This is a genomic window from Salinigranum marinum (assembly GCF_024228675.1).
In the GTDB taxonomy this organism is placed as follows: domain Archaea; phylum Halobacteriota; class Halobacteria; order Halobacteriales; family Haloferacaceae; genus Salinigranum; species Salinigranum marinum.
Genome location: NZ_CP100461.1, coordinates 2982197 through 3005253 on the forward strand (window position 1 = coordinate 2982197; position 23057 = coordinate 3005253).

General features: G+C 59.7%; 27 protein-coding genes and 4 pseudogenes. 14 read left to right on the forward strand and 17 right to left on the reverse strand.

Annotation, left to right across the window (positions count from 1 at the left end):
* Positions 1–60: 60 nt before the first annotated feature.
* The 3 genes and pseudogenes from NKJ07_RS14785 to NKJ07_RS14795 form a co-directional block, all read right to left on the reverse strand.
* A pseudogene (locus NKJ07_RS14785) lies at positions 61–1052 on the reverse strand (transposase).
* Between the two features lie 340 nt (positions 1053–1392).
* A pseudogene (locus NKJ07_RS14790) lies at positions 1393–2277 on the reverse strand (IS1595 family transposase).
* 102 nt (positions 2278–2379) lie between these two features.
* A complete protein-coding gene (locus NKJ07_RS14795; RefSeq protein ID WP_318567571.1) occupies positions 2380–2970 on the reverse strand; it encodes a methyltransferase family protein in 591 nt (196 codons plus the stop codon).
* 84 nt (positions 2971–3054) lie between these two features.
* Between NKJ07_RS14795 and NKJ07_RS14800 the strand changes: the two genes are divergently transcribed.
* Positions 3055–3714, forward strand: coding sequence for a helix-turn-helix domain-containing protein (locus NKJ07_RS14800; RefSeq protein ID WP_318567572.1), 660 nt, complete (start codon positions 3055–3057; stop codon positions 3712–3714).
* A gap of 267 nt (positions 3715–3981) precedes the next feature.
* A complete protein-coding gene (locus NKJ07_RS14805) occupies positions 3982–4806 on the forward strand; it encodes an IS5 family transposase (protein WP_318567573.1) in 825 nt (274 codons plus the stop codon).
* Positions 4807–4843: 37 nt separating this feature from the next.
* Here NKJ07_RS14805 and NKJ07_RS14810 read toward each other — a convergent pair whose 3' ends face one another.
* The 4 genes from NKJ07_RS14810 to NKJ07_RS14825 form a co-directional block, all read right to left on the reverse strand.
* Positions 4844–5857, reverse strand: coding sequence for a tyrosine-type recombinase/integrase (locus tag NKJ07_RS14810; RefSeq protein WP_318567574.1), 1014 nt, complete (start codon positions 5855–5857; stop codon positions 4844–4846).
* Between the two features lie 405 nt (positions 5858–6262).
* Positions 6263–6538, reverse strand: a complete 276-nt coding sequence (locus NKJ07_RS14815) for a DUF7521 family protein (protein WP_318567575.1) — start codon at positions 6536–6538, stop codon at positions 6263–6265.
* Entirely contained in the window at positions 6531–6869 is a 339-nt protein-coding gene (locus tag NKJ07_RS14820) for a DUF7521 family protein (protein ID WP_318567576.1), read from the reverse strand. Before NKJ07_RS14820 ends, NKJ07_RS14815 begins: the two co-directional genes overlap by 8 nt.
* Positions 6866–7240: a helix-turn-helix domain-containing protein gene (locus NKJ07_RS14825; protein ID WP_318567577.1), complete on the reverse strand. Its 375-nt coding sequence runs from the start codon at positions 7238–7240 to the stop codon at positions 6866–6868. Before NKJ07_RS14825 ends, NKJ07_RS14820 begins: the two co-directional genes overlap by 4 nt.
* A 114-nt stretch (positions 7241–7354) precedes the next feature.
* Between NKJ07_RS14825 and NKJ07_RS14830 the strand changes: the two genes are divergently transcribed.
* The 3 genes from NKJ07_RS14830 to NKJ07_RS24440 all read left to right on the forward strand — a co-directional run bounded on the left by NKJ07_RS14830 (position 7355) and on the right by NKJ07_RS24440 (position 9404).
* A complete protein-coding gene (locus NKJ07_RS14830; RefSeq protein ID WP_318567578.1) occupies positions 7355–8113 on the forward strand; it encodes a cupredoxin domain-containing protein in 759 nt (252 codons plus the stop codon).
* A 202-nt stretch (positions 8114–8315) separates the two neighbouring features.
* A complete protein-coding gene (locus tag NKJ07_RS14835) occupies positions 8316–8846 on the forward strand; it encodes a hypothetical protein (protein ID WP_318567579.1) in 531 nt (176 codons plus the stop codon).
* 267 nt (positions 8847–9113) lie between these two features.
* Complete coding sequence (locus NKJ07_RS24440) at positions 9114–9404, forward strand: DUF7282 domain-containing protein (RefSeq protein WP_425504665.1); 291 nt, start codon at positions 9114–9116, stop codon at positions 9402–9404.
* Between the two features lie 123 nt (positions 9405–9527).
* Here the strand turns inward: NKJ07_RS24440 and NKJ07_RS14845 are convergent, their stop codons facing one another.
* Together NKJ07_RS14845 and NKJ07_RS14850 are read right to left on the reverse strand one after the other, a co-directional pair.
* Positions 9528–10043, reverse strand: coding sequence for an SRPBCC family protein (locus tag NKJ07_RS14845; RefSeq protein WP_318567580.1), 516 nt, complete (start codon positions 10041–10043; stop codon positions 9528–9530).
* A 21-nt stretch (positions 10044–10064) separates the two neighbouring features.
* Positions 10065–10364 (reverse strand): hypothetical protein, encoded by a 300-nt coding sequence (locus NKJ07_RS14850; RefSeq protein WP_318567581.1) that lies wholly within the window; start codon positions 10362–10364, stop codon positions 10065–10067.
* 321 nt (positions 10365–10685) lie between these two features.
* Between NKJ07_RS14850 and NKJ07_RS14855 the strand changes: the two genes are divergently transcribed.
* Together NKJ07_RS14855 and NKJ07_RS14860 are read left to right on the forward strand one after the other, a co-directional pair.
* On the forward strand, positions 10686–12089 hold the full coding sequence (locus NKJ07_RS14855) for a permease (RefSeq protein WP_318567582.1): 1404 nt from the start codon (positions 10686–10688) through the stop codon (positions 12087–12089).
* 129 nt (positions 12090–12218) lie between these two features.
* Positions 12219–12803, forward strand: a complete 585-nt coding sequence (locus NKJ07_RS14860) for a helix-turn-helix transcriptional regulator (RefSeq protein ID WP_318567583.1) — start codon at positions 12219–12221, stop codon at positions 12801–12803.
* Positions 12804–13072: 269 nt separating this feature from the next.
* On the opposite strand, the gene NKJ07_RS14865 is transcribed toward NKJ07_RS14860, so the two are convergent.
* The gene (locus NKJ07_RS14865) at positions 13073–13816 is read right to left on the reverse strand and encodes a DUF4396 domain-containing protein (RefSeq protein WP_318567584.1); all 744 of its coding nucleotides are present in this window, start codon (positions 13814–13816) and stop codon (positions 13073–13075) included.
* Between the two features lie 302 nt (positions 13817–14118).
* Between NKJ07_RS14865 and NKJ07_RS14870 the strand changes: the two genes are divergently transcribed.
* The 4 genes from NKJ07_RS14870 (at position 14119) to NKJ07_RS14885 (ending at position 15718) form a co-directional block, all read left to right on the forward strand.
* Complete coding sequence (locus tag NKJ07_RS14870; RefSeq protein WP_318567585.1) at positions 14119–14421, forward strand: hypothetical protein; 303 nt, start codon at positions 14119–14121, stop codon at positions 14419–14421.
* A 66-nt stretch (positions 14422–14487) separates the two neighbouring features.
* The gene (locus NKJ07_RS14875; RefSeq protein ID WP_425504666.1) at positions 14488–14841 is read left to right on the forward strand and encodes an SHOCT domain-containing protein; all 354 of its coding nucleotides are present in this window, start codon (positions 14488–14490) and stop codon (positions 14839–14841) included.
* 100 nt (positions 14842–14941) lie between these two features.
* A complete protein-coding gene (locus NKJ07_RS14880; RefSeq protein WP_318570467.1) occupies positions 14942–15358 on the forward strand; it encodes a DUF302 domain-containing protein in 417 nt (138 codons plus the stop codon).
* Positions 15359–15364: 6 nt separating this feature from the next.
* Complete coding sequence (locus NKJ07_RS14885; protein WP_318567587.1) at positions 15365–15718, forward strand: SHOCT domain-containing protein; 354 nt, start codon at positions 15365–15367, stop codon at positions 15716–15718.
* Positions 15719–15909: 191 nt separating this feature from the next.
* On the opposite strand, the pseudogene NKJ07_RS24445 reads toward NKJ07_RS14885, so the two are convergent.
* The 4 genes and pseudogenes from NKJ07_RS24445 to NKJ07_RS14900 form a co-directional block, all read right to left on the reverse strand.
* Positions 15910–16050 (reverse strand): annotated as a pseudogene (locus tag NKJ07_RS24445) (tyrosine-type recombinase/integrase); the annotation flags it as partial.
* Positions 16051–16071: 21 nt separating this feature from the next.
* The gene (locus NKJ07_RS14890; protein ID WP_318566693.1) at positions 16072–17064 is read right to left on the reverse strand and encodes a transposase; all 993 of its coding nucleotides are present in this window, start codon (positions 17062–17064) and stop codon (positions 16072–16074) included.
* 630 nt (positions 17065–17694) lie between these two features.
* Positions 17695–17997, reverse strand: coding sequence for a hypothetical protein (locus tag NKJ07_RS14895; protein WP_318567588.1), 303 nt, complete (start codon positions 17995–17997; stop codon positions 17695–17697).
* Between the two features lie 406 nt (positions 17998–18403).
* Positions 18404–18535, reverse strand: coding sequence for a hypothetical protein (locus NKJ07_RS14900; RefSeq protein WP_318567589.1), 132 nt, complete (start codon positions 18533–18535; stop codon positions 18404–18406).
* Between the two features lie 123 nt (positions 18536–18658).
* Here NKJ07_RS14900 and NKJ07_RS14905 point away from each other — a divergent pair, with 123 nt between their 5' ends.
* On the forward strand, positions 18659–18823 hold the full coding sequence (locus tag NKJ07_RS14905; RefSeq protein WP_318567590.1) for a hypothetical protein: 165 nt from the start codon (positions 18659–18661) through the stop codon (positions 18821–18823).
* A 176-nt stretch (positions 18824–18999) separates the two neighbouring features.
* Here NKJ07_RS14905 and arsM read toward each other — a convergent pair whose 3' ends face one another.
* The 3 genes from arsM to NKJ07_RS14920 form a co-directional block, all read right to left on the reverse strand.
* Positions 19000–19809, reverse strand: coding sequence for an arsenite methyltransferase (gene arsM / locus NKJ07_RS14910; RefSeq protein WP_318570468.1), 810 nt, complete (start codon positions 19807–19809; stop codon positions 19000–19002).
* Entirely contained in the window at positions 19802–20176 is a 375-nt protein-coding gene (locus NKJ07_RS14915; RefSeq protein WP_318567591.1) for an ArsR/SmtB family transcription factor, read from the reverse strand. The genes arsM and NKJ07_RS14915 overlap by 8 nt, the downstream gene beginning before the upstream one ends.
* 590 nt (positions 20177–20766) lie before the next feature.
* On the reverse strand, positions 20767–21396 hold the full coding sequence (locus NKJ07_RS14920; protein WP_318567592.1) for a class I SAM-dependent methyltransferase: 630 nt from the start codon (positions 21394–21396) through the stop codon (positions 20767–20769).
* A gap of 278 nt (positions 21397–21674) precedes the next feature.
* Here NKJ07_RS14920 and NKJ07_RS14925 point away from each other — a divergent pair, with 278 nt between their 5' ends.
* Positions 21675–22118: an aminotransferase class I/II-fold pyridoxal phosphate-dependent enzyme gene (locus NKJ07_RS14925; RefSeq protein ID WP_318567593.1), complete on the forward strand. Its 444-nt coding sequence runs from the start codon at positions 21675–21677 to the stop codon at positions 22116–22118.
* A 393-nt stretch (positions 22119–22511) separates the two neighbouring features.
* A pseudogene (locus NKJ07_RS14930) lies at positions 22512–22928 on the forward strand (helix-turn-helix domain-containing protein); the annotation flags it as partial.
* Positions 22929–23057: the final 129 nt, after the last annotated feature.

Below are 23057 nucleotides of genomic sequence, written 5' to 3' on the forward strand. Positions count from 1 at the left end.
CGTCCCGAGGGTCCCTGTGCTCAGATAGAATATCCACACGAGGGTGTCATAGAAGAGTTCTCACACCGTGATCACGGTACTTCCCGGATTGTCTCCACGTTCGTAGTTGGTGATTGCGACGACGAGGCGAAGGCACAGGGCGAGAAATACCTGCGCCCGTGCGTGGACGCGGCCTCGGGCGTGCGTTCGCCCGAGGCCGCAGTCCTTCACTGATTCGTTGGTTCGTTCGACTCCACTACGGCGGTTGTACGTCTCATCCAACGTGGACTGCTTCAACTGAACGTCCTCGCCGTGTTCGGTGATGCGGTCTTCGACCCTGTACTCAATGTCTTTCGGGTCATCAGCGTTCCGGGCGTTGTATGGAGCGACTGGCACGACCCCTGCGGTCAGCAGGTGGTCGTGCCAGTCGAGCGTGTCGTAGGCGCTGTCACCGACCATCCAGATCGGTGTGGCGACGGCGAGCGCGTCACGCGTGACGCGCATCGCCGTCTCTTCTGGCGCTTGCTTACTCTCGGTGAACTCCGCTCCGATCGGGATCTTTTGCCCGGTCGAGACGATCGTACAGCCGTAGCCGTAGTAGTACTCGTCGTCGGTTGGATCGTAGCACTTTGAGGCGTCTGGATCGGCGGGCATCGCCCTCACGTCTGTTGAATCGATACAGTAGGTCAAGTCGAGCAGGCCGCGCCGGGCGGCCTGCTCGACGAGGTGGTCGAACACCTTGTCAACGACGTGTTCAAGATCGGTGAGAAAGCGATCGACCGCGTCTCTCGACGGCGGTCGATCGAATCCACAGCTCAGCCAGACGACCGTGTTCCGAAGCTCTCGTTCAACGGGACGAATGCCGTAGATGTCCTTGTAGTAGCAGTGGAGAAAGCCACGCATCAGTTCTGGTGGTTCGTGGTCTCGTGTTCGCCCCGTCTTCGCCGGGCGAACACGTCGAACTCTTCGAGAAACTCGAAAGAGAGGTGCTCGAACAGCGCTAGCGTCTCTGTCTCCACGGCATTGAAGAACGAGTCTACCGAAGGATCATCTTGCAGGGTCGCTGAACTCATCCACCTCAGCGTTCACCCTGCTCTTTGGTGTGCTAATCGTTCTATGACACCCTCTATCCACACCGCTACATACCACGGCGAATATTTTGCCGGTGGTCGGCTAACCTAGTAAACAGTGCGAACCTGTTGAATAGCGGTTTTTCGTTCAGTCACTGCTGAATAGACAGCGCAGCAGCGGGTACGGAATAGGGCGTTCGTAGCATACGGATTACGGAACGGCTGTTCAGCCTGGTCGAGGTACTGTTAGCTAATTAATAATTATGTTTCTCTGCGTGAAATTTTCCTCCATTTATTCGCCTGGGCATTGTAGGACGCTCTTGTGGCGTAGATTGTTGGCGACTCATAGCGCAGTTTCAAGGATCGTTTTGAGCGCCTCCTTGCCCGGTTTTCGGTAGACGCGACGACGAAGCTGAAGTGCTCTGAGATACGGCGTGAGTCTATCTTTCGAGATACCTCGATGGGGCGAGAGCCACCGTCGCGCAAGCGACGCGTGGCTCTCGCAGGTATTCACGTGGATGTCTCCGTCGGCGTATTCGCCGTCGCCGTGGACGACGTACTTGCGGTCGAATACGTCGTCGTCCTCAAGTGGTTCGTAGGCTCGAAAGCCGTCGGTGTAGACGGTGAGCGACTCCTGCTGGCGGTCGGCCAGCAGGAGTCAAATCGTCGATTCGTCGGCGGCTCTCGCCGGACAGACGTACCGCTCACCGCTCCCACGATCTACAAGAACGAACACAGGTGGCTTGTCGTCTTCGTGTGTTCCACGCCCACGCGTGGCTAGGCCACGCGAGCGCGACGGCTGGTCGCGCTCGCGGCCCTTGAGCCCGGCTTTCACGTAGAACTCGTCGATCTCGACCGGGCCTTCGAGGTGGAGTCGAGGCGCGTCCAGCGCTCGGAGGAAGCGCTGGACGCGCCGGTAGACCGTCTTGTACGAGACCTCGATTTCGACGTCTAACTGTCTCAAACTCGTGTTGAAGCGGATGTAGGTGTAGATGGCGAAGAACCACTTTCTGAGGGCCACCGCAGAGTGTTCGAAGACGGTGCCAGTCTGATCGTTGAACGTGCGGTCGCAATTCTTACACAGGTACCGCTGAAACACCCGATAGCTGCCGTACCGAATCACCGATTCGGAACGGCAGCGTGGGCAATAGACGCCGTCACGCCAGCGAACCTGTTCCAGCAGATTCGCTGCGCGACGCTCCGAGACGAACGTCTTGAGTGGAATCATGCTTTCGTCGGGTGGCGCGTTCGCGCCACCCTTGCCCGCTACGACTTCCAGCTACTGCTGAGAACTCACCAACAATCCTCTACCCAAGAGCGTACAGGGGATCTATGCCTCGCTTGACTCGAAGACCTGCCGCACCGTTCGCAGGCCGAAAAAACGCGGAACACGGGCGGCGTATCGGTCGTACGTGTCGCCGAACTCCGCACGAAGGTGTGGCTCCTCAGCACGAGGCAAAAGCAGTACCCAGCCCACGTGTGCCGCTGCGAGCGCGGTGACGAACACCGAATCAGCAACGAGAGCGAATCCGGTGACGCCGACGACCATGCCGAGATACTGTGGATTCCGGGTGTAGGCATACGGGCCATCGGTGTAGAGTTCACCAGTTACACCCATCGTCTCGTCCGACTGCATCGTCCGTGCTCCCCACACGAACACGGCCGTTCCGAGAACCGCGAGGACCCCACCGCCTCCGAGCGTCAGTGGACTGGCGAGTCCCCACCCGCCCCAATCGAGGACAGCGGTGGCAATGAACGAAAGGTTGAACATCGCTACGAGTGTCCAGTGGCAATAGTACGCCAGCGTCCTGTCCCCGGGCGGCCACCACTCGTAGTGGGCCAGCAGCGTCCCGAGAATCAATACGTAGACACCGGCAGCCGATAACAACCCGACCCCGAACGCGATGTGTGTCGGAAACATACACGTCAGCATCGGCCCTCGACCCGGAACTCGATGCTGCCTCACAGGTGAGATTTTTATTTATACCACTGTAACCAGCAATCGATGAAGTACGCCCGATTGCGCATCCAGCACACCCAGGAGGCACGCCATCCGATGCACGCCTTCGAGATGGAGCACGATCGGATCGAGTACGCGGAACTCCATCACTGGAACATGGTCTTCGACGACACGAACAGCTTCGTGTTTCGGGTCCGTGGTGATCCTGACCCGTTCCGTGCGAAACTGGAGTCACGGGACGCGACCGTTTCCTACAGCCTCACTCCGGTCTCGAACGGTGTCTTCTACTGTTGTGTGCGCGAACGAGTGAGGGAGACGGATGAAGGCTACATCAACGCCTTCGCCCGGGGGTCACTCGTGGTGGTGCCGCCGATAACGTTCAACCCGGACGGGACGACTGACCTGACGGTGGTGGGGACGTCTGCGGACGTGAGCGCTGCCGTCGAAAACTTGCCAACGGGCATGCATGCGACCGTTCGGTCGGTCGGGCCGTATCGGCGACGGTCCCGGGTAGGTAGCCCGCAACTCACTGACCGACAGCGGGCGGCCGTTGACGCCGCCATCGAGCACGGCTACTACAACTCACCACGGGACGGCACTGTAGAGGATGTGGCAACTACTCTCGACATCGCACCAGGGACCGCAGCCGAGCATCTCAGAAAGGCCGAGGCGACGGTCATGCGGCACGTTCTCAGTCACGAGTGAGGACGGACCGCCTGTCAGCGCTGTTCGCGGTTTTTAGATACTCAACGAAGTGTTTTGATACACACAGTTATCTGATCTGAGTAAGTCACTATGGTAAATCTATAGAGGTCGGTGCTGCGTTCGCGCTCTGTATTCAGCACGCCCTGAATAAACTATCAGGGATAAAGGGTTCCAACAGAGCCAGATATTTTGCGGTGTTGAATAGCGATCTAATCTGTCGATATCGCTGCTTTAGAAGGGTGAAGCCGAGGAATTCGATTCTGACTTATGGAAGTCGACCTCCTCGACTTCGTTGAACGGTGTCGTCACCTAGCCAAACAAGCTTTAGGAAAGCACGCGGGCGAGCCCGCCAGCGGCGGGTTCGCCCGCTGGATCCACGTCGTTCTACACTGCTTTCGGCTCGAAGAGGGCCATAGCTACCGTGAAACGCCGAATCGGCTGGAGTACATGGCTGAGATACGTGATGTACTCGGGCTTGATCGGGACGATCTGCCCGAGTTCAGCACGGTCTACAAGTCGTTCGATCGGTTCAAGATGTGGGTGTGGCGGGCGTTGCTGCGCGTTTCAGCGCAGCAACACCCGCACTCTGGGCACGCGGCTCTCGACAGCACATTTTTCGACCGACGCTCAGCCTCGTCGTACTACCGCCAACGATCCGGCAGCACCGTCCAGACACTGAAAGTGACGACGCTAACCGATGTAGAGTCTCTTGCCGTCCTCGACGTTCATATCTCGGCACGGTGGAAGCACGATACGAAGACAGGGCCGCAGGTCGTCCGCCGGAACGCGGACGACCTGCTGTCCGTGGCGGCTGACAAAGCCTTCCACAACTGGATCACGAAATACGAGTTCTACGCACTCGGTGTCGATCCACTCATCTTACAGCGTGGATCGAAGCCGCTCACGGTAGGTCATAACGCGTTCATCCGGACAAAAGGCTACTCTCAGCGCTGGATGGCCGAAACCTCGTACTCGACAACGAAGCGCTCGCTCGGCGACGCCGTGCGAGCGCTTGGCTGGTATCGGCAGTTCCGTGAAATCGTCCTCATGTTCGCCATCACTAACATAGAACCGCTTTGTGAGCCGCTCTGACTATGACTCAGAGGCTATTCAACACGGCAAGATATTTTTAAATCTGGTTGAGGTACTTCCGCTGCGGTTCCATCTTCTCACGCTCGGTCCGCCGGTCGTAGTGTTCGTCCAGAACCGCTGTCGGCACGTTCGCTCTTGCACTCACCACTGGCTCCGGGACATCCGAGTTCAACCACTGCGTGATTGCACCACGACGAACAGCATGCGGTGACACTGATGACGGACAGGCGAACGACTGACTGCGGTCAATGGCTGTCTCACACTCAGAAAGGTCTCGTTTGTGTAGACACTCACCAGTGAACTCACAGGGCCGAGTCATCGAGTAGACGTAACTCTGAATCGTGGTGAGATGTGCCCTCCCTTGTGCAGTGGAAACGAGAGGGTTCCGACCGTACTCGTCGATAGTGTCTGGCCGCCGGTCTGCAATCCACGCGTCCAGCACTGAACAAGTGCCTGCTGAGAGGGCAATGAATCGTTCGCCGTTGAATTTGTTCTTGATTAGCGTTTCTGTGTCGGGTCTATGCCGCACAGATAGCGACATCTCTTGTGCATCGTAATCGTCCACGTCCAGTGCGTGAATCGCGCCTCTTCGAAGCAGAGCGTGCCAAATGAGGAGAAAGGTGACATGGCGCTCTGAGGCGTACTCGTAGGTAGAGAGATACTCAACAATTCCGTCAGCGACTTTCGAGTCCAACATCACGTCCCGTGAATTCTCGCCGTCGGCAAGACTCGGAGAGACGACCTTGGACCACAAATCGGCAGGAACGGCATCGATAGTTCCGCACCAGCGAATGAACACTCTGAGCGTGTCCATCTGTGATTTCTCACTCGGAGGCGCAAGGTCGCCGTCTGCCCGCCGCCACAATCGGTAGCGGTGTAGGGTCCGTCCGGTCAGCTCGTTCAGGTTGTCGATGTCCTGTTCAGCACACCATCGAATGAAATGGCCGAGTCGGGACGAGTGTGCGTACTGGGTCGCTTTCGCTAACTCGCTCTTGCGATCTTCGAGATACAATTCTACTGCTTCGTCGGGTCGGAGTGGTTCGAGTGCCATGGCTCTGTGTCGATGCAAATCGTGTGAACCAACGACCCGTCTCCGCGAATCCTAATCGCTGGACTGCGCGGCGATTAATTCAGGATCGTCATACGGTATGACGAATTCCCGTCGGGTCCGTGGCATCTAATCGCAGGAGGGTGGTGGAATTGGCTCGAAGTTTTAGTTCGGTTTCGTCATGCTACATGACGAACTATCGTCCTGAAGATCAAAATGCGGCACTACCTGCCGTTTGTTCGGGGACCATCCCTCCGCGAATGGCGAATTCGCGCGGGATTCGTTACGAGGGAGATAGAGTCAGTCTGATCAGACCAGAACTCACCGAACGAATCGCAGTCGTCGAATGGTTTCCCAGCTGACCTGTGCATCGGTATCGTCGGGGCACCGTAATCGGATCGGGTCACATCACCGTCGGAGGGAGACGTGGAGCACGAGCAATCCGAGTCCGACTGCCAGTGACTCGATGATGTGGACAGTGGTCAGATCGAGGGCGAAGAAATTGAACAGGACACCTTCGATGAACACACCGACCGTGATGACGGCGAACCCGAGCGTGGCATCCCGGAGGAACCGTTCTCCCGTTCGTCGATAGGCCTGATAACTCACCCACGAGACACCGGCACCCAGCAGGAACACGCCGACTCTGACGACAGAGAGCACGAGTGTCGGAAAGTCAGCCACCGTTCTCACCTCCAGCATCCCTCCTGTCACTCCGCCTGAGTTCGTCCGGCGAATAGCCGTTCGTCCGTCCGTACAACGAGTACAGGATGACCAACATCCCGACGGCGACGATACTCGTCTGCACGGTACCCGCCCAGAAGATGGAGAAGTGGAGCACGTCGAAGAGGATCCCTTCGATAACGGCGCCGAGACTGATAATCGCGAACCCGACCGCGAGATACAGCATCGCCTCGCTTCCCGAGCGTCGATAGCCACGGTAGGCAGTGCCTGCGATGAGCAGGCCGATGGCCATCGTGACGGCCTTCGCGATGACGAGTTCGATGTGCATCATCCACCTCGCATCTCGTTCCACATCCGGGTCAACCGGTCCGCAGCGTCCTCACGGAGTCGAACCTGCACATCAAGATCACCATCGACCAGATCCACGTCGATGTGCTCGAGGTTCGCCTCGTAGACGCTGTGGTGGTGACCCCCGCTCGGGTCGATCTCCGTCCGTTCGACGAGGAAGTCGAACGCCTCGAGTCGTTCGACGCGCCGGTACACCGTTGGGAGCGACATCTCGTGTCGTTCGCTCAGGGTTTTCGCTGACATGGCTTCACGACTGGTTGCGACCAGGATGGTCCGAGCGTACTCGTCCGCCAGCAGGTCGAAGAGGACCACCTCGGCGTCTTCGTCCTCGTCTGCGGACGCAACCTCGGTCACACATGAGGGTTCGAAACCAACATATAAATGCTGTGGGTAGATATTCCGACCCGGAAAGTCTGCTCTTGGGGCTTTATCACTGTCCTCCGTACCGCCAACTGGAGGGTGAGCACGATGTCCAAAGCAGATCTCGACCGTCGGACGTTCCTCGGAACCGCCGGAACGACGGCTGTCACGATACTCGCGGGATGTACAGGTGCGGCACCGAACAACCAGGCCGCAGACGGGACGGCGACGGCGGCTTCGGAGGCGGAACACACAGAGAGTGGACACGGTCACGAAGAGGACAGCCACCACGAGACCGAAGGACACGGCGAAGCGGAGGCTCACCACGAGGACGAAGAACATCACGACGAGGAGACCGCAACGGACCATCACGAGGAGGCCGAGCACCACGAAGGCGAAGAAACTCACACCGAAGGCGGTCACAGCGGAGGCGGTCCATTCGAGCACGCCACGGTGAACATGCAGACGACATCGAGTGGTCAGCACTTCCACCCGCACGTCGCGTGGGTCGAACCCGGTGGGACCGTCACCTTCGTCAACGAGAGTGGGACCCACACCGCGACGGCGTACCACCCGGACAACGACAAGCCCCAGCGGGTTCCCGACGGTGCCGAGCCGTTCGACAGCGGCCTCCTGACAGAGGAGGGGGCGACGTGGGAACACACCTTCGAGACCGAAGGCGTGTACGACGTCTACTGTGAACCCCACGAACAGCTGGGGATGATCGGCACCGTCGTCGTCGGTAAACCCGACCCCCACGACCAGCCCGGCCTGGCCGACCCCCAGAGTGAAATGTCTGGAGAGGTCGCCTCGAAGGTCCAGCGTCTGAACGAGCAGGTCAACACCATGCTCGGTCACGAGCACTGAGAACCGGATCACGTTCCCGACGCGTGTCAGCTGCACGTTCGACCGGATGCAGTATTCTCCTTCACGTCGTCCACGCAATCGCTGCAAACGAGACGGAAGACCGGTTTGGGAGATTTCGAAGCCCACTGTGGTTCCTGCCGTAACTCAAACTGGTGCTGTAGTCACCTGAAATGGTAAGCACCTCTCGTGAACACACACATCCATGCACTCCAGACGGCGTCTCCTCATTGCCTTGGCTGCCCCCGCTGGGACGACCCTCGTGGGGTGTCTCTCGGGAGCAACCGACAGCACCGGTACAGGTGACAGCGACACCGCGACTCCCGATTGTACGGCCACGCCGCCACCGAAACCAACCGACGCGGCGACGTCCGCCCGGGCGTATCCCGACCGTCCAACGGAACTCACCAGCGAGTCGATCGAGGGGTTCCTGAGCGCATACGAAAGAGCCTACCAGTACAACGATGCGCTCGCTGCCAGTCCCAACAAGATCGGACGCACCAACGAGTTCACCGTCTTCGTCCAGTCGGTCTCCGTGGACGCCGAAAACGAGGGGTTCACGGCGACCGTATCGGGCCAGTACGAGTCCGACTTCCTCGATACGTCGGCGTCAACCGTGACTCCGGAGACGGCGACAGAGACTCCTCTCCCAGCAGGACGCGGGCCCTTCGAGGCCTCGTACGTGATAACGGATCGCCTGCTCCGGCGCGAGGGCGTCGTCCACGAGTGCTGGTGATCGCTATCCCGACGAGACGGACAGGTCGACACCGCGGAGTCGCCGGGCGTTGATCGCGACGATCACCGTTCTCAGCGACATGAAGACCGCTCCGATTGCCGGGGAGAGGGGGATACCGACAGGTGCGAGGACCCCTGCCGCGAGCGGGAGCGCGAACACGTCCCAGAAGCGCCTCGGATCACGTTCAACAAACAGACCCGTCGAGTTCGAGCGAACCAACGGACGACCGTCGTCGTTCCGCGTGCCGATCTCCCGGCGGGAGGGTACGTGGTCATCCATCATGGGCGGCACGAAGGCAACGCGAACAGTGGAAACAGCCACACGCACGGTGGAGGTGACCACCATATCATCGGCCATTCCGAGTACCTCGAACCGGGCCACTACGGTGGTCTCAAGATACCAGTTTCCCCGCCTGGAACTGGTGAGAAAACGTTGACCGCAATGCTTCACGAGGACAACGGTGACCGAGTATTCGAACACCCCGGCGGAGACCTCCACTACACGTCGCCGGACGGGTCCGGTCCAGTCCGAGACGTCGCTGAAGTGACGTTCAGGTGAGCGGCCCCCGACTGACCTTCCGAATTCGTCGACCCGATACCGAGAGGCGTGCTCACAGCTGGTTGACCATCCGTACCGATCATCACCGACGTTCGAGTCGTGATATCGATCCGCTGATGATGCTTACGACATCGGGGGGGATTCTTCGGACTCTACCCGTTCTTTGAAGAAGACGAGCTCCTTGTTAGTGTGTTCGTAGAGCTCGGTTTCCCCGTCGAGTACGGTCGTGAACAGCCATCTCAACGTGTGTCCCCAACGGTTATTCGGAAAGTCCATCCAGACGGCATGAGACATCCGAGTTCCGGCCTCAGTCTCCTCCAGTCGGATGGTGCCACCCTCAGGGATTCGAACGGTGACGAGCCCGCGCAGGAACGGGTAGTAGGCCGTCCCGGTCCATACTGCCACGTTCGGATAGTCGATGTAGGGGAACCGACCGTGCAGGTTGGCGTACATCCCGGCGACCTCTTCGCGCTGATGGAACGTTGCGCCTTCACGCGGGCGGTTATCAGAGGTGTCGTATTCGAGCCCGTAGTGTTCCTCGGGATTCGATGCTGTCCAGTGGACGGGGTCGGTCACGTATTCCCAGACGTTCTCGGGAGAAGCATCGATGACAATCTCGGCTTCGTCGGTGAGATACATTGATTCTCCGTTCACCTGCTGTTACCGAGCGAAGACGTTGTACAGTCGTGCGAAGGCGTACACGAGGACGAAGCTGACAACGGCCGCTTCGGCCATTCCCGCAGCGGTTCCGACGACGGTCGGTTCGAAGAACAGATGCCACTGTTGCATCGCCACCACCGCACTCCCGTAGACACCGATCGCTCCGAACACGCCGAGCAGGAGCATCACCACGGCGGAGACGACTGCTGCAGCGCCCGCGAACGCCAGTGCGTCGAGGTGCATCACACCGGCGGTTGGTCCCATCTCGTACGTGTCCTGGTTTTCGGTCGCCGTGCTCATGGCTGAAGATACGCTCGACTGGTTCAATCGACTTTCTCTTACTATTCGAAAGCGGGATCTCCTCGTCAACACGTTTCGGATGAGATGCGAGTCGAAATTGCGACACTGCACTCCGCTCTGCACGGTTGAGCTGTATGAATCACCAGTAGCGACTGCCAGCTGGGGCCAGTGAGCTTCGGTAATCAATAACAAGGGTCGTGATTTGAGGACCGAAGACCAAGATCGTGTCCGGAGTAAACCTTCGAATGAGTGATTCGGAGGATACGTCGCCTCATTTAATGAAGAACAACTGACAAAGCTGATGGCCGTGATGATGTAGATATGCAAGCCGCCCTCCTCGACGGGATTCTCGAATCCCTGCGGATCGGTTTCGGGTTCCTCTGGACGGCAGCCTGGGCGATCATCATGGGGCTGGTGATCACGAGCCTCGTCCAAGTCTACGTCTCGAAAGACCGGATGGCCCAACTCCTCGGGGAGGAGAACCCTAGTGGACTCGTGAAGGCGACGGCGTTCGGTGCCGCGAGTAGCGGCTGTAGCTTCGGCGCCGTCGCGATCGGGAAAGGACTGTTCAAGAAAGGCGCACACGCGGTGAACGTCCTCGCGTTCATGTTCGCCTCGACGAACCTCATCGTCGAACTCGGACTGATGATCTTCATCCTCCTCGGCTGGGAGTTTCTGGTTGCCGAACTCCTCGGCGGCGTCATCCTCATCGCCGTGATGGCTCTCTTGGTGCATCTGACCCTCCCCGAGAACCTCTTCGATCAGGTACGGCAGGAACTGAACGAACGCGACCACGACCGGGGAATCACCGAGGACCCGACCTGCGGGATGGAAGGCAAAGACGAGTATTCACTCACGACTGACGGGGGTGAGACACTGAAGTTCTGCTCGCAGGGCTGTATGGAAACCTATCAGCAAGAAATCGCCAGTAGTGGTGGGTGGCGTGACGAACTCCTCTCGTGGGGTGGCTGGTACAAGCTCGGCAACCAGTACCGGAAGGAATGGTCGATGATCTGGAAGGACGTCGTCGCGGGCTTTCTCGTCTCGGGATTCGTCATCGTGTTCGTCCCCCAGTGGATGTGGAACGCGCTGTTCCTCCAGGGGGATGGAGTGCTCGTGAGTGCCGAGAACGCCGTGGTAGGTGTGTCGATTGCGGTCATCAGCTTCGTCGGAAGTATGGGCAACGTTCCCTTCGCTGTCGCGCTCTGGGGAGGCGGTATCAGCTTCGCGGGCGTCATCGCGTTCGTCTACGCCGACCTCATCACCATCCCCGTTCTCAACGTCTACCGGAAGTACTACGGCTGGGAGGTGATGCTGTACATCCTCGGTATCTTTTTTGTGACGATGGCGTTCACCGGCTTCCTCATGGAGGAACTGTTCACCATCCTCGGAATCGTTCCGGACCTCGCTGGTGGACAGACTGCGCGTGAACAGACGTACTTCGAACTCAACTACACGTTCTACCTCAACCTCGTCGCGTTCGTACTCTCCGGATTCCTCCTCTACGTCTACCGTCGTGGGCTCGGGGCGCCTGGACAGTACCGCGACCCGGTCTGCGGGATGCGGACCGACGACAGCGGTCCGAGCATCACTCACGACGGCGAGACGTACTACTTCTGTTCGAACCAGTGCAAGCGGTCGTTCGAGGAACATCCGACCGAGTTTGCAGGGAGTCAGGAACAGACATCTGACGTGCGGTCGTCACAGGGTCATGAGCATCACTGAACAGGTCACATAGAACTTCTCCACACAACCTCCACCAGCACTCTTGCTCCATACAATCAAAACTGGTAGGAGGGTGACGGGATAACGACAGAGCATGAACCAGACACACGTCGGAGCGAGGGGTGGGCGATGAACCGGCGTCGGGCCGATCTGATCGTGGGCCTTCTCGTCGTTGTAGTCCTCGTCGTCGGTGGCGCACTCACGGTGCAAGCCTACCAACAGCAGCGTGTCCTGGGCGGTATGGGGACGATGATGGGAGGCTCGATGGCGACCGTCCACGGAACCAATCCACTCTGGTACGCCCTTGGAACCCTGCTCGTCGCCGCTATCGTCGGCGTCCTGTACCTTACCGTCCGTGACAGCCTCGGCGTCTCGGGTGGGAGTGACCAGTTCCCGAGGGAGCCGATCGGTTCTGACGGACGAACACTCGACAGTCAGGCCGCAGACGAGTCGTCGAAGCGGACACAGAACCCGGAGGAGCAGCCTCGCGAACGCGTCCTCGATCTCCTGCCGGAAGACGAACGACGAATCCTCGAGCCGGTTCTCACCTCCCCCGGAATCACGCAGATCGAACTACGGGACCGCTCGGACTTCTCGAAGAGCAAGGTGAGCCAGACTGTGAGTGAACTCGAAAAACGCGGGCTCCTGTACCGAGAACAACAGGGACGAACATATCGGATCTACCCGAGCGAGAGCCTGTCACAAGACGAGTGAGCCATCTGCTAACGATTGTCAAACAATTAAGCTGGTAGAGATCGTACGGAAAGACATGTGCAGCCGCCACGCCGCACATCTCATCGCGGAGTACGAGGCGACGCGGCTTGCCCGCGAAGAGAACGAGGAAACGAGCGACACTCCGAGCACGACGGAGTCGGAGCAACAGTCGAGTGAACGGACCGGCGCGATAGCGGCTGTAGTCGCTTGGATTTCTCGGTGACTACCGAATCGTCAGGGGCGATTCTCTCCCGGAGCCGACAGCATGCTTAGTCGGCGGCCCGTGCCTGTCCACTGCGCTGGGTTTGACCCATCTCGGCGGGATTCTTCATGCCCTCCTTGACGCCGAAGTGGACCAGCGTGGCGTTGACGGGGAACGCGAAGACGAAACCGACCGATAGTGAGAACACGAGTGCGCCCCAGAACAGCAGGTCACCGATATGGGCTTGACTGGCGATCAGCAGGTCCGTCCCGATGGCGGCGATCTCCATGACAGTGATGCTCGGCGTCTCGCTGTAGAGGGCGTCGAGCATCGCCTCGCCGAATCCGACGCCCTCCTGCATGAGGGGGCCGACGGTGAGCGCGTAGCCGAACGTGTATGCGAGCGCGAACGTCCCCGCCGTGACGAGGAGCGTACTCTGCAAGGCGAGCAGCCCGGCGAGGAGTACGAATCCGAGGACTTCACCGGCTCCACAGCCGGAGTAGCAGTGGGCGGTCGAGCGGAAGCCCCGCCGCCACAGCGAGTCGTTGCTGATCTGGGTGCGTCCGGAGTACCAGTAGACGGCGAGTCCGAACGGCCCGGAGTAGAGGACGACCAGTGTCCAGACCGCTTTCATCAGCGACGGCAACGCCTGGTTTCGCTCGCGGAGATCCCACCAGAGGGTGCCGACGGACGCGACGACTAGCAGCGCCCAGACGCCCATCACGAAGGGATCCGACAGAATCGGCTTCATCACGTGGCGAACCGGTGCGAGTGTGTGTTCGATCTGTGTGAGCAGGTTCTGGAGTGGCATGGTCGCGTTGACGAGAGCGACGTCTCTCTCGTTACTGCTTGCAGTCGCGGGGCGTATGCTCCTGCAAGACATGAGTGAGGTTGGCCATTTTACTCGATTGTGGTTAACAATCCAAACCGCGAGCGCCCCCCGGGAGTAGAGGTGCCGAACTCGGAGCCCATCGAATTCGCCGGCGATGAACGATCTCTCTCGAGAAAAACGATTAGATCGCGTTATACACGTTCTCGAACGGTCTCCTGTGCAGGTTCGCGCCCACGCCGATAACTCCTGAGGGGTCCTATGGGTAATCGAGGAGAAAGCCAATGACCAACATCAGAATCGGACGCTGGCTGCTGGTGGTGCTCGCAATCGTCGGACTCGCGCTCACCGCGAGCGTGGTCAGCGCACACGGTGACGACCCGACCGGTGAGGACGCTCCCCCCTACGACGGGACCGCCGCAGAGTGGGCGGCCTGGATGGAGACGCATATGACCGACCACATGGGACCGGGTAGCGTTGAGTGGATGGAATCGCACATGGGCGTGACTATCGACGAGATGGCCCATGTCATGGCTGACAGCGACTACGACGACCACAGGAGGTACGGGCAGGGACGGGGGTGCTGAACCCGGTTCGCTGGCTACCCCTGAGCGGATGACTGAACGTCACACGACTACACAAACACACCAATCATGAACCAGATCACCGATGCTGTCGGACGGATCGTGCGTCGAATGACGATACTCGCCATCCCCCTGCTCGCGGGCGCGAGCGGTACCGCTGCTGCTCACAGTGGAGGGAGCTACGGTGGCGGGATGATGGGTGGCGGCTGGGGGCTCTTCGGTGGGACGATGGGCCTCTGGGGCCTCCTCTGGATGGGCCTCCTGATCGCCATCCCCGTCTACCTCGCCTACGCGCTCCTCACGCGCAACTCGGACAGCCGAGAGGGTCGGCCACTGTCGGTCCTTCGTGAGCGCTACGCTCGTGGAGAACTCTCCGAAGAGGAGTTCGAGCAGCGACGAACCAAGCTCGAACAAACAGGATGAGACAGACGGTCAAAGGCCAAGAATATCTATTTTGGAGGATCGACCCTCAACTGCATGAAGAACCCGCAAAATTAAACCCTCAGATACAGTAGTGTTTAGTATAGGACATATAATACAAACTACTGTGAATGGAGCGTTCGGCGAAACCGTCGAGGCTGCGGTCGCCGCACTCGAAGACGAGGGTTTCGGAGTCCTCTGCGACATCGATGTGCAGGCGACGCTCAAGGAGAAGCTCGGCAAGGAGTGCCGGCAGTACCGAATCCTCGGTGCATGCAATCCGGCACTGGCACACGAGGGGCTGGCCGAGGAGATCGAACTCGGGGCGCTCCTCCCGTGTAACGTCATCGTTTACGAGACCGACGACGGCGGCGTCGTCGTGAGTGCGGTCGACCCGCAGCAGTTGGTCGGGATTGCCGAGAACGCTGTTCTCGACTCGATCGCGACCGAGGTTCACGAGCGGTACGAGCGCGTCTTGTCGACCATCACCGACGAACTCGGAGCCAGGTCGGAGGTCTGATTCCAGATGTCTTCGTCGAACCAATTCGACACCACAATTATCATTCTCCTGATCCTCGGGGCGATCATCATCTTCCCGTTGCTCACGATGGGGATGGGATTCGGCGGAATGATGGGATACGGCGGCATGATGGACGGGTACGAGAGTGTCGGTGGTTGGTGGCCACTCGTCGGAATGGTCATGCAGCTCGTCTTCCTTCTCGTCCTCCTTGGTGGGGGAGATCTCGTCTATCGGCGCGTGACCGGCGCTCAAGACGCTCGAAACCCGGCGATGGAGGAATTGCGCATGGCGTACGCTCGTGGCAACCTCACCGATGAAGAGTTCGAGAGACGTCAAGAGAAGCTGGAACGATCGAAATGACGACCGAAGATGGTCTTGAGTTTTAATCAGTAACAAAATCCGACAACAATCCTCACCAGGGTGTCTTATAACTCGCACTTCCGAGATACTGCTCGAATTTACAGGCCGTTGAATAAAGTCATTATCTGTGGTTATCCCCGACGATGAAGACGTGGTCTGCGCGTTATTTGGAATAAATCACGGTACTCGCATTACACCTGTGCCAGGTATCGTCTCCGCTGTTCCATCTTTTCTCGTTCCGTCCGCCGGTCGTAGTGTTCGTCCAGAACCGCCGTGGAGACGTTCGCTCGTGCGCTCACCACTGGCTCGGGCACGTCCGAGTTCAACCAGTGGAGGGTGTCATAGAAGAGTTCTCACACCGTGATCACGGTACTTCCCGGATTGTCTCCACGTTCGTAGTTGGTGATTGCGACGACGAGGCGAAGGCACAGGGCGAGAAATACCTGCGCCCGTGCGTGGACGCGGCCTCGGGCGTGCGTTCGCCCGAGGCCGCAGTCCTTCACTGATTCGTTGGTTCGTTCGACTCCACTACGGCGGTTGTACGTCTCATCCAACGTGGACTGCTTCAACTGAACGTCCTCGCCGTGTTCGGTGATGCGGTCTTCGACCCTGTACTCAATGTCTTTCGGGTCATCAGCGTTCCGGGCGTTGTATGGAGCGACTGGCACGACCCCTGCGGTCAGCAGGTGGTCGTGCCAGTCGAGCGTGTCGTAGGCGCTGTCACCGACCATCCAGATCGGTGTGGCGACGGCGAGCGCGTCACGCGTGACGCGCATCGCCGTCTCTTCTGGCGCTTGCTTACTCTCGGTGAACTCCGCTCCGATCGGGATCTTTTGCCCGGTCGAGACGATCGTACAGCCGTAGCCGTAGTAGTACTCGTCGTCGGTTGGATCGTAGCACTTTGAGGCGTCTGGATCGGCGGGCATCGCCCTCACGTCTGTTGAATCGATACAGTAGGTCAAGTCGAGCAGGCCGCGCCGGGCGGCCTGCTCGACGAGGTGGTCGAACACCTTGTCAACGACGTGTTCAAGATCGGTGAGAAAGCGATCGACCGCGTCTCTCGACGGCGGTCGATCGAATCCACAGCTCAGCCAGACGACCGTGTTCCGAAGCTCTCGTTCAACGGGACGAATGCCGTAGATGTCCTTGTAGTAGCAGTGGAGAAAGCCACGCATCAGTTCTGGTGGTTCGTGGTCTCGTGTTCGCCCCGTCTTCGCCGGGGCGAACACGTCGAACTCTTCGAGAAACTCGAAAGAGAGGTGCTCGAACAGCGCTAGCGTCTCTGTCTCCACGGCATTGAAGAACGAGTCTACCGAAGGATCATCTTGCAGGGTCGCTGAACTCATCCACCTCAGCGTTCACCCTGCTCTTTGGTGTGCTAATCGTTCTATGACACCCTCCCAGTGGGTAATGGCACCACAACGAACGGCGTGGGGGGACACCGATGACGGACAGGCGAACGACTGACTACGATCAATTGCTGCTTTGCACTCCGAAATATCTCGGTCATGTGGACATTCGCCTGTAAACGCACAGGGTCGAGTCATCGAGTAAACGTAGCTCTGAATCGTGGTGAGATGCGCCCGACCCTTGGCAGTAGACACGAGTGGGGTCCGACCGTACTCGTCAACCGGATCTGGTCGACGGTCTGCAATCCACGCGTCCAGCACAGAACACGTCTCCGCCGAGAGCGCGATGAACCGTTCGCCGTTGAATTTGTTCTTGATTGGTGTTCCTGTTTCGGGACGGTGCCGCACATCTAGCGACATCTCCTGTGGGTCGTAGTCGTCCACGTCCAGCGCGTGAATCGCACCTCTCCTGAGCAAAGCATGTCAAATCAGGAGAAAAGTCGCGTGCCGCTCAGAAGCATACTCGTAGGTAGAGAGGTAGTCGAGAATCCCATCTGCGACCTCGGAGTCAAGCATCACGTCACGAGAGTTCTCCCCGTCAGCCAAACTTGGAGAGACGACTTTGGATCATAGGTCGGTCGGAACCGCGTCAATCGTTCCACACCAACGGATGAATACGCGGAGTGTATCCATCTGTGACTTCTCAGTCGGTGGTGCGAGGTCGCCATCTACACGCCGCCACAGTCGGTAGCGGTGCAGCGTCCGTCCGGTGAGTTCGTTCAGCTTAGCGATATCCTGTTCGTCACACCATCGAATGAAGTGGCCCAGTCTAGATGAGTGTGCGTACTGGGTCGCTTTTGCTAGTTCGCTCTTGCGGTCTTCGAGGTACAGTTCGACGGCTGTTTCTGGGTCGAGTGGTTCGAGTGCCATGGCTCTGTGTCGATGCAAACCGGAGTCAACAACGACTCGAACCTGAAACCGTAATCGCCAGACAGCGCGGCGATTAATTCAGCTTCGTCAGACACTATGACGAATTCCCGTCGGGTCCGTGGCATCTAATCGAAAGATAGCGGCGTAATCGGACCAAAATTTTAATTCGGATTCATCATGCGCCACGACGAACTCGAAGGGTTGAACGATTCCAGTGAGCCTCAGTCATCCACCTGCGACCAAGTCGAACCCGGGCGGTCCGTGTCGAATTACGTCAAGTCGAAAAGACGCGGCCCGGAGCTCGCGTAACTCAGGCACAGGCGCAGAAGCCGGGAACGTCACTCGACGACAGTCGTGTCACCCGCATGCCAGCCCACAAGGTCTCCAGTAGTTGGCACCCTGCGCACTACGAGTCGGCGAAGAACGCGTCGTACTCCGCGACGAACGACCGCAACTCCCGTCGCGTCGGCGCCTTGTCGTGACGCATGAAGTAACTCGAGACTGAATTCGCTAACACGAGGGCTGCACCGTCGGACATGCCCTCTATCTCGCACTCGGGCTGACACCGACGTTCGTTGCGCTCGCACGGGAAATCGGCCCGGTCGGTGCGTTCCGCTACGGTCTCCGCTGGCTTGTGAGTCATCCGACTCCTGCACTGGCGATGGGCCTGCTGAGTCTCGTCGTTCTCGTGCTTACCGCACTCTTGACGATCGCGTTCGTCCTGACGTTTGCCGGTGTTGCGTTCCCGTTACAGGTTGCTGTCGTCGAGACAGTCGACAGCCAGACAGCCGACGCGTCGACCTCGACAACGGTCGCCGCGTGCTAGCACGATTTAGTTACCAAATCGGTAGTCCTCTCGAGCGGGTCGTGTCTGAACGTCTTCGCCGTCTGGTGGAATCGATGTCAAAGTTGATACGACCGTTCGACGAGTACTTCGGCGAGCGCGACTGATTGCACGGTCGAACCGAGCCATGTCGGTTCGCCGGGGAGCGGGAAACGGATTCAGGTCGGCTTGACGGCTTCGATGGTCGCTGAGACCACGTATTCACTCACGTCTCGTTCCGCGTCCCACTCGCGGATGAACTCCTCACTCCCCTCGTCCGATTCGATTCGAATCGCTTCGAACCCGGCGTTCGAGAGCATTCGTTTCACGTCCGGTATCGGTGACGCACCCGCAATACAGGAGGCAACCGATTCGGGGTCAGCGTGGACATCGTCCGGCAACTCGGCGGTCAGGACAACGTCCGAGATGGCGAGTCGCCCACCAGCACGAAGCGCGCGATAGCCCTCGTGGAACACCTGCTGTTTGTCCGGGGAGAGGTTGACCACGCAGTTCGAGATGATGACGTCGACCGTCCCGTCAGCAACTGGAAGGTGTTCAATCTCGCCGAGTCGGAACTCCACGTTGTTCGCATCGTTCTTCGTGACGTTGTCGCGGGCTTTCTCGACCATCTCCGGCGTCATATCGACGCCGATGACGTGTCCGGTCTCTTCGACTTCGTGAGCAGCGAGAAAACAGTCGAAGCCCGCGCCGGAGCCGAGGTCGAGGACGGTCTCGCCGGGTTGCAGGGAGGCGATCCCGTTCGGATTTCCACAACCGAGGCCCAAGTTCGCGCCGTCGGCAACGGCGGCTTCCTCGTCTTCGGAGTACCCGAGTTGCTGCGTCAGGTCCTCCTCTGCAGTGGTATCTGATCCGCTACAGCAACTCGACGATTCGCTCGCAATCCGCGCGTATCGTTGTCGGACTGCTCGCCGCTGTTCGTCAGGAGCTAGCCTCTCAGTCACCGAGTCCGATGGAGACGGTTCACGCATCCGGCTCACCTCGTGTCTCATCGAGCGTGTTCAGGAGGGTCGTCGCTCGCGGAGTCGCAGCGTAGTATCGCCACCGTCCGTCTTTGCGTCGAGACACGAGGCCGGCGGTGTAGAGCCGTGAGAGCGCCTGACTGATGGCGCTCTGACTGACGCCGAGTGCAGGTTCGAGTTCACAGACGCAGACGCCACCGTCCGCGTCGGCGATGAGTCTGAGTGCCTCGTAGCGCGTGTCGTTTCCGAGGGCCGCGAGAACCTGTACGTCCGAGGCGAGTTCCGACTCCGTCAGTGAGTGGTGTGTAGTAGTACAACACTCTCTGTCGGACTGAACGTTCTCGTTCTGGGTCGATGGGGACGATTGCTGACTCATCTTAGTAGATTCTAATATTAGCAAGTGCTAATGTAAGCGTTTCGCAGGAGGGTGATATACACCGGAGAGATCTAGCGTGAAAGTTCTGTACGTGGATCAGTCGAATTCCGGTGAGGCGTGTGAGGTGGAACTGTTGTTCTGACACGACTCGTGTCCGTGCGTCGCGGCGTGGTGATGATACCAGTGGATGAACTGTTCGAGGCCGAAGAACGAGCAGAAGCCACCGATGAACGAGAGGAACAGCGAAAGCGTGTTTTCGCTCCCTGCCTCTCCGATCGCCTGGGCGGGTGATGCAAGAGGGCACCGCCGATGAGTCCGCCCGCGGCCAGTGCGATCAGCGCTAACAACAGGCGGTCGACCAGTTCGTCGCGGACGAAGAGCGTGAGGACGCCGATCCACGCGATGAGGCTGATTCCAACAGTCGCCGCGACGATCCAACCGAGCGACCCCGTATCAATGAATCAGCATATCCGGTCGGTCGTGTTCCGCGCTGCCGGGACCGACCCCAGTCGGGAGTTCCTCCGTCGAGCCGTCGCAGTGACGTGCGTCGACGAAGGTCCAGCCGTTCAGTCGCCCGGGCGAGGCCGGCGTCATCTCGCCGCTTTGAGACCGACGAACGAGCCCTCCCCGAACCCCTCCGCGATGGGTTCCGGGCCGTCGATCTCGTCGACCCAGTGGTAGATCGTCTGGACGAAGTCGAACTCGGTGAAACCGGCGGCTTCGAGCGCCTCGACGAGTTCCTCCGTCGAGACGAACACCGCGTCCCGGTAGAACGGGTTCGTCTCCTTCGTTTCGAGATATCGCTGCCCGACGGGGCTGTCCTCGTCGATGTATCCGATCACGAGCGTGCCGGACGGCCCGAGCACCCGTTCCGCCTCCGCGAGCGTCCGAGGAACGTCGTCGACGAAACAGATCGTGGTCACGATCAGTGCGGTATCGAAGCTGTCGTCCGCGAACGGGAGGTGTTCAGCGACGCCGCGAACCACGTCGATTCCCCGGGCGCGCGCGTATCCGAGCATCTCCTGGGCCGGGTCGATGCCGACCTGCATGCCCAGTGGGGCCGCGAACCGCCCGCTTCCGACGCCGATCTCGACCCGGTATCCGGTCGTCTCCAGGAGACGTCCCAAGGCCGCTATCTCCGACTGATACGCGTCTTCGTGTTCCTCGAACCAGTTGTCGTACCGTTCGGTGTGCGCCTCGAACGGAGCTGTCTTCGGCATGGTTACACGGACGACACGTAGCCATACCAAGATTCGCCCCGACGAGGCCGACAGAACAGATCACCTGAGAAACACTCGTTACCGAACCCGTCGTCGTTGAGGGGACGGACGAACCCTCGACGATCGAGGAGGGTGGCGCTGGGTTCGAGGGGATCAAACTCCTGCTCTGTGAGGACCCGCTGCTACCGATCGCCGAACGGTACACGGAGACGAGACTCCGCCCCGAGGAGGGGTTCCGGTTCGACCTGCGCGAGCTGGGACTCCCGTCGGAGACGACGTTGGCAGTCGTCGTCAACCCGAACAACCCGAACGGCGGGTCGTTCGACGTGGAGGCGCTTCCGGACCTGCTCGAAGCCAACTCCCGGGCGTGGGTTCTGGTCGACGAGGCGTTCGTCGACTTCGTCGACGGGTCGGTCGTGCAGCTGGTCCCCGAGTACGACAGCCGCCTCGTGGCCCGAAGGCTGTCGAAAACCCACGGTTTGGCGGGCTTTCGCGTGGGATACACGGTCGCGACGCTCGGACACGAGACGAAGGTCCGCGACCGGATCGAGCGACTCCGGCCGTGGACGGAGGAACTGGTCGACGGGCTCCGGTCGCAGGGCGTCACGACGTGCCCGACGGAGACGTACCTCTTCCTCGCGGATCTCAGCCCCCACGACGCCGGTGAGGTCGCGACGCGGTTACGTGAGCGGGTCGTCGAGGGGCTCGCCGAGACACTGTGATCGCGAGACGCTAGACGACCGACCGGCTTCGCTCGACCGCCTGGAGGGCGGATACTGGTCGTGGGCCGTCAGGTGGAGCCGTGTGGCGTCGGACGCGAGCGGTCAGAACTCTCTGCCGGTCGCTTCCTCCGCGGTCTCCTCGATACCCTCCGAGATCGCTTCGTCGACGCCGCCGGACAGGTACCCTTCGATCGCTTCCGAGAGTATCTTGAGTAGATTCATACGGCCGGCTCGTCCGGGACATATAAGAAGATAACGTGTCGCAAGTCCGACTCGAAAACGGGTCGCTACCTGTCAAAAGCGCGCCCGAGTGTCGCACGACGCGGGGCCCGACGAGAGTTCGGACACCGACGTTCGACAGAACTATTTACTCGTACAGTGTAGATCTGCTCGATGGATCACCTCGACGAGATCAGCATCGAGGAACTGCAACGGGCACTCGACGAGGTAGAGGGAAAGAAGCCGACGCAGCGACTGTTAGCCGCGATCGCGTACAAGAACGGCGTCACACAGACGGAGCTGGCGGAGTGGTACGGCGTCCAGCGGCGGACGATCTACAACTGGCTCAAACGGCTCGAAGCCGAACCGCTTGATGCGGCCGTCGAGGACGCGCGCCGGCCGGGACGACCGCGACGACTGTCCAGCGAGCAACAGAACGAACTGGAGCGGACGCTCCACGGAGCGCCTGCGGAGGCGGGCTACGACGAAGCCGAGTGGACGCCCGCACTCGTTCAGCAGTTCCTCCGGGACGCGTTCGACGTGGACTACTCGCTCCCCAGTTGCCGGCGGTTCATGAACGAGGCAGGGGTCTGAAGGGTAGTTCACTCGCCCGCCGGTGACCGGTGATCCCTCGAAGGACCTAGACGGCGGCCGCGGTCGCTCGGAGATCAACCTCCCCCCATCGAGCCCGTCTATCCGGTGAAAAGCGAGCAACGACAT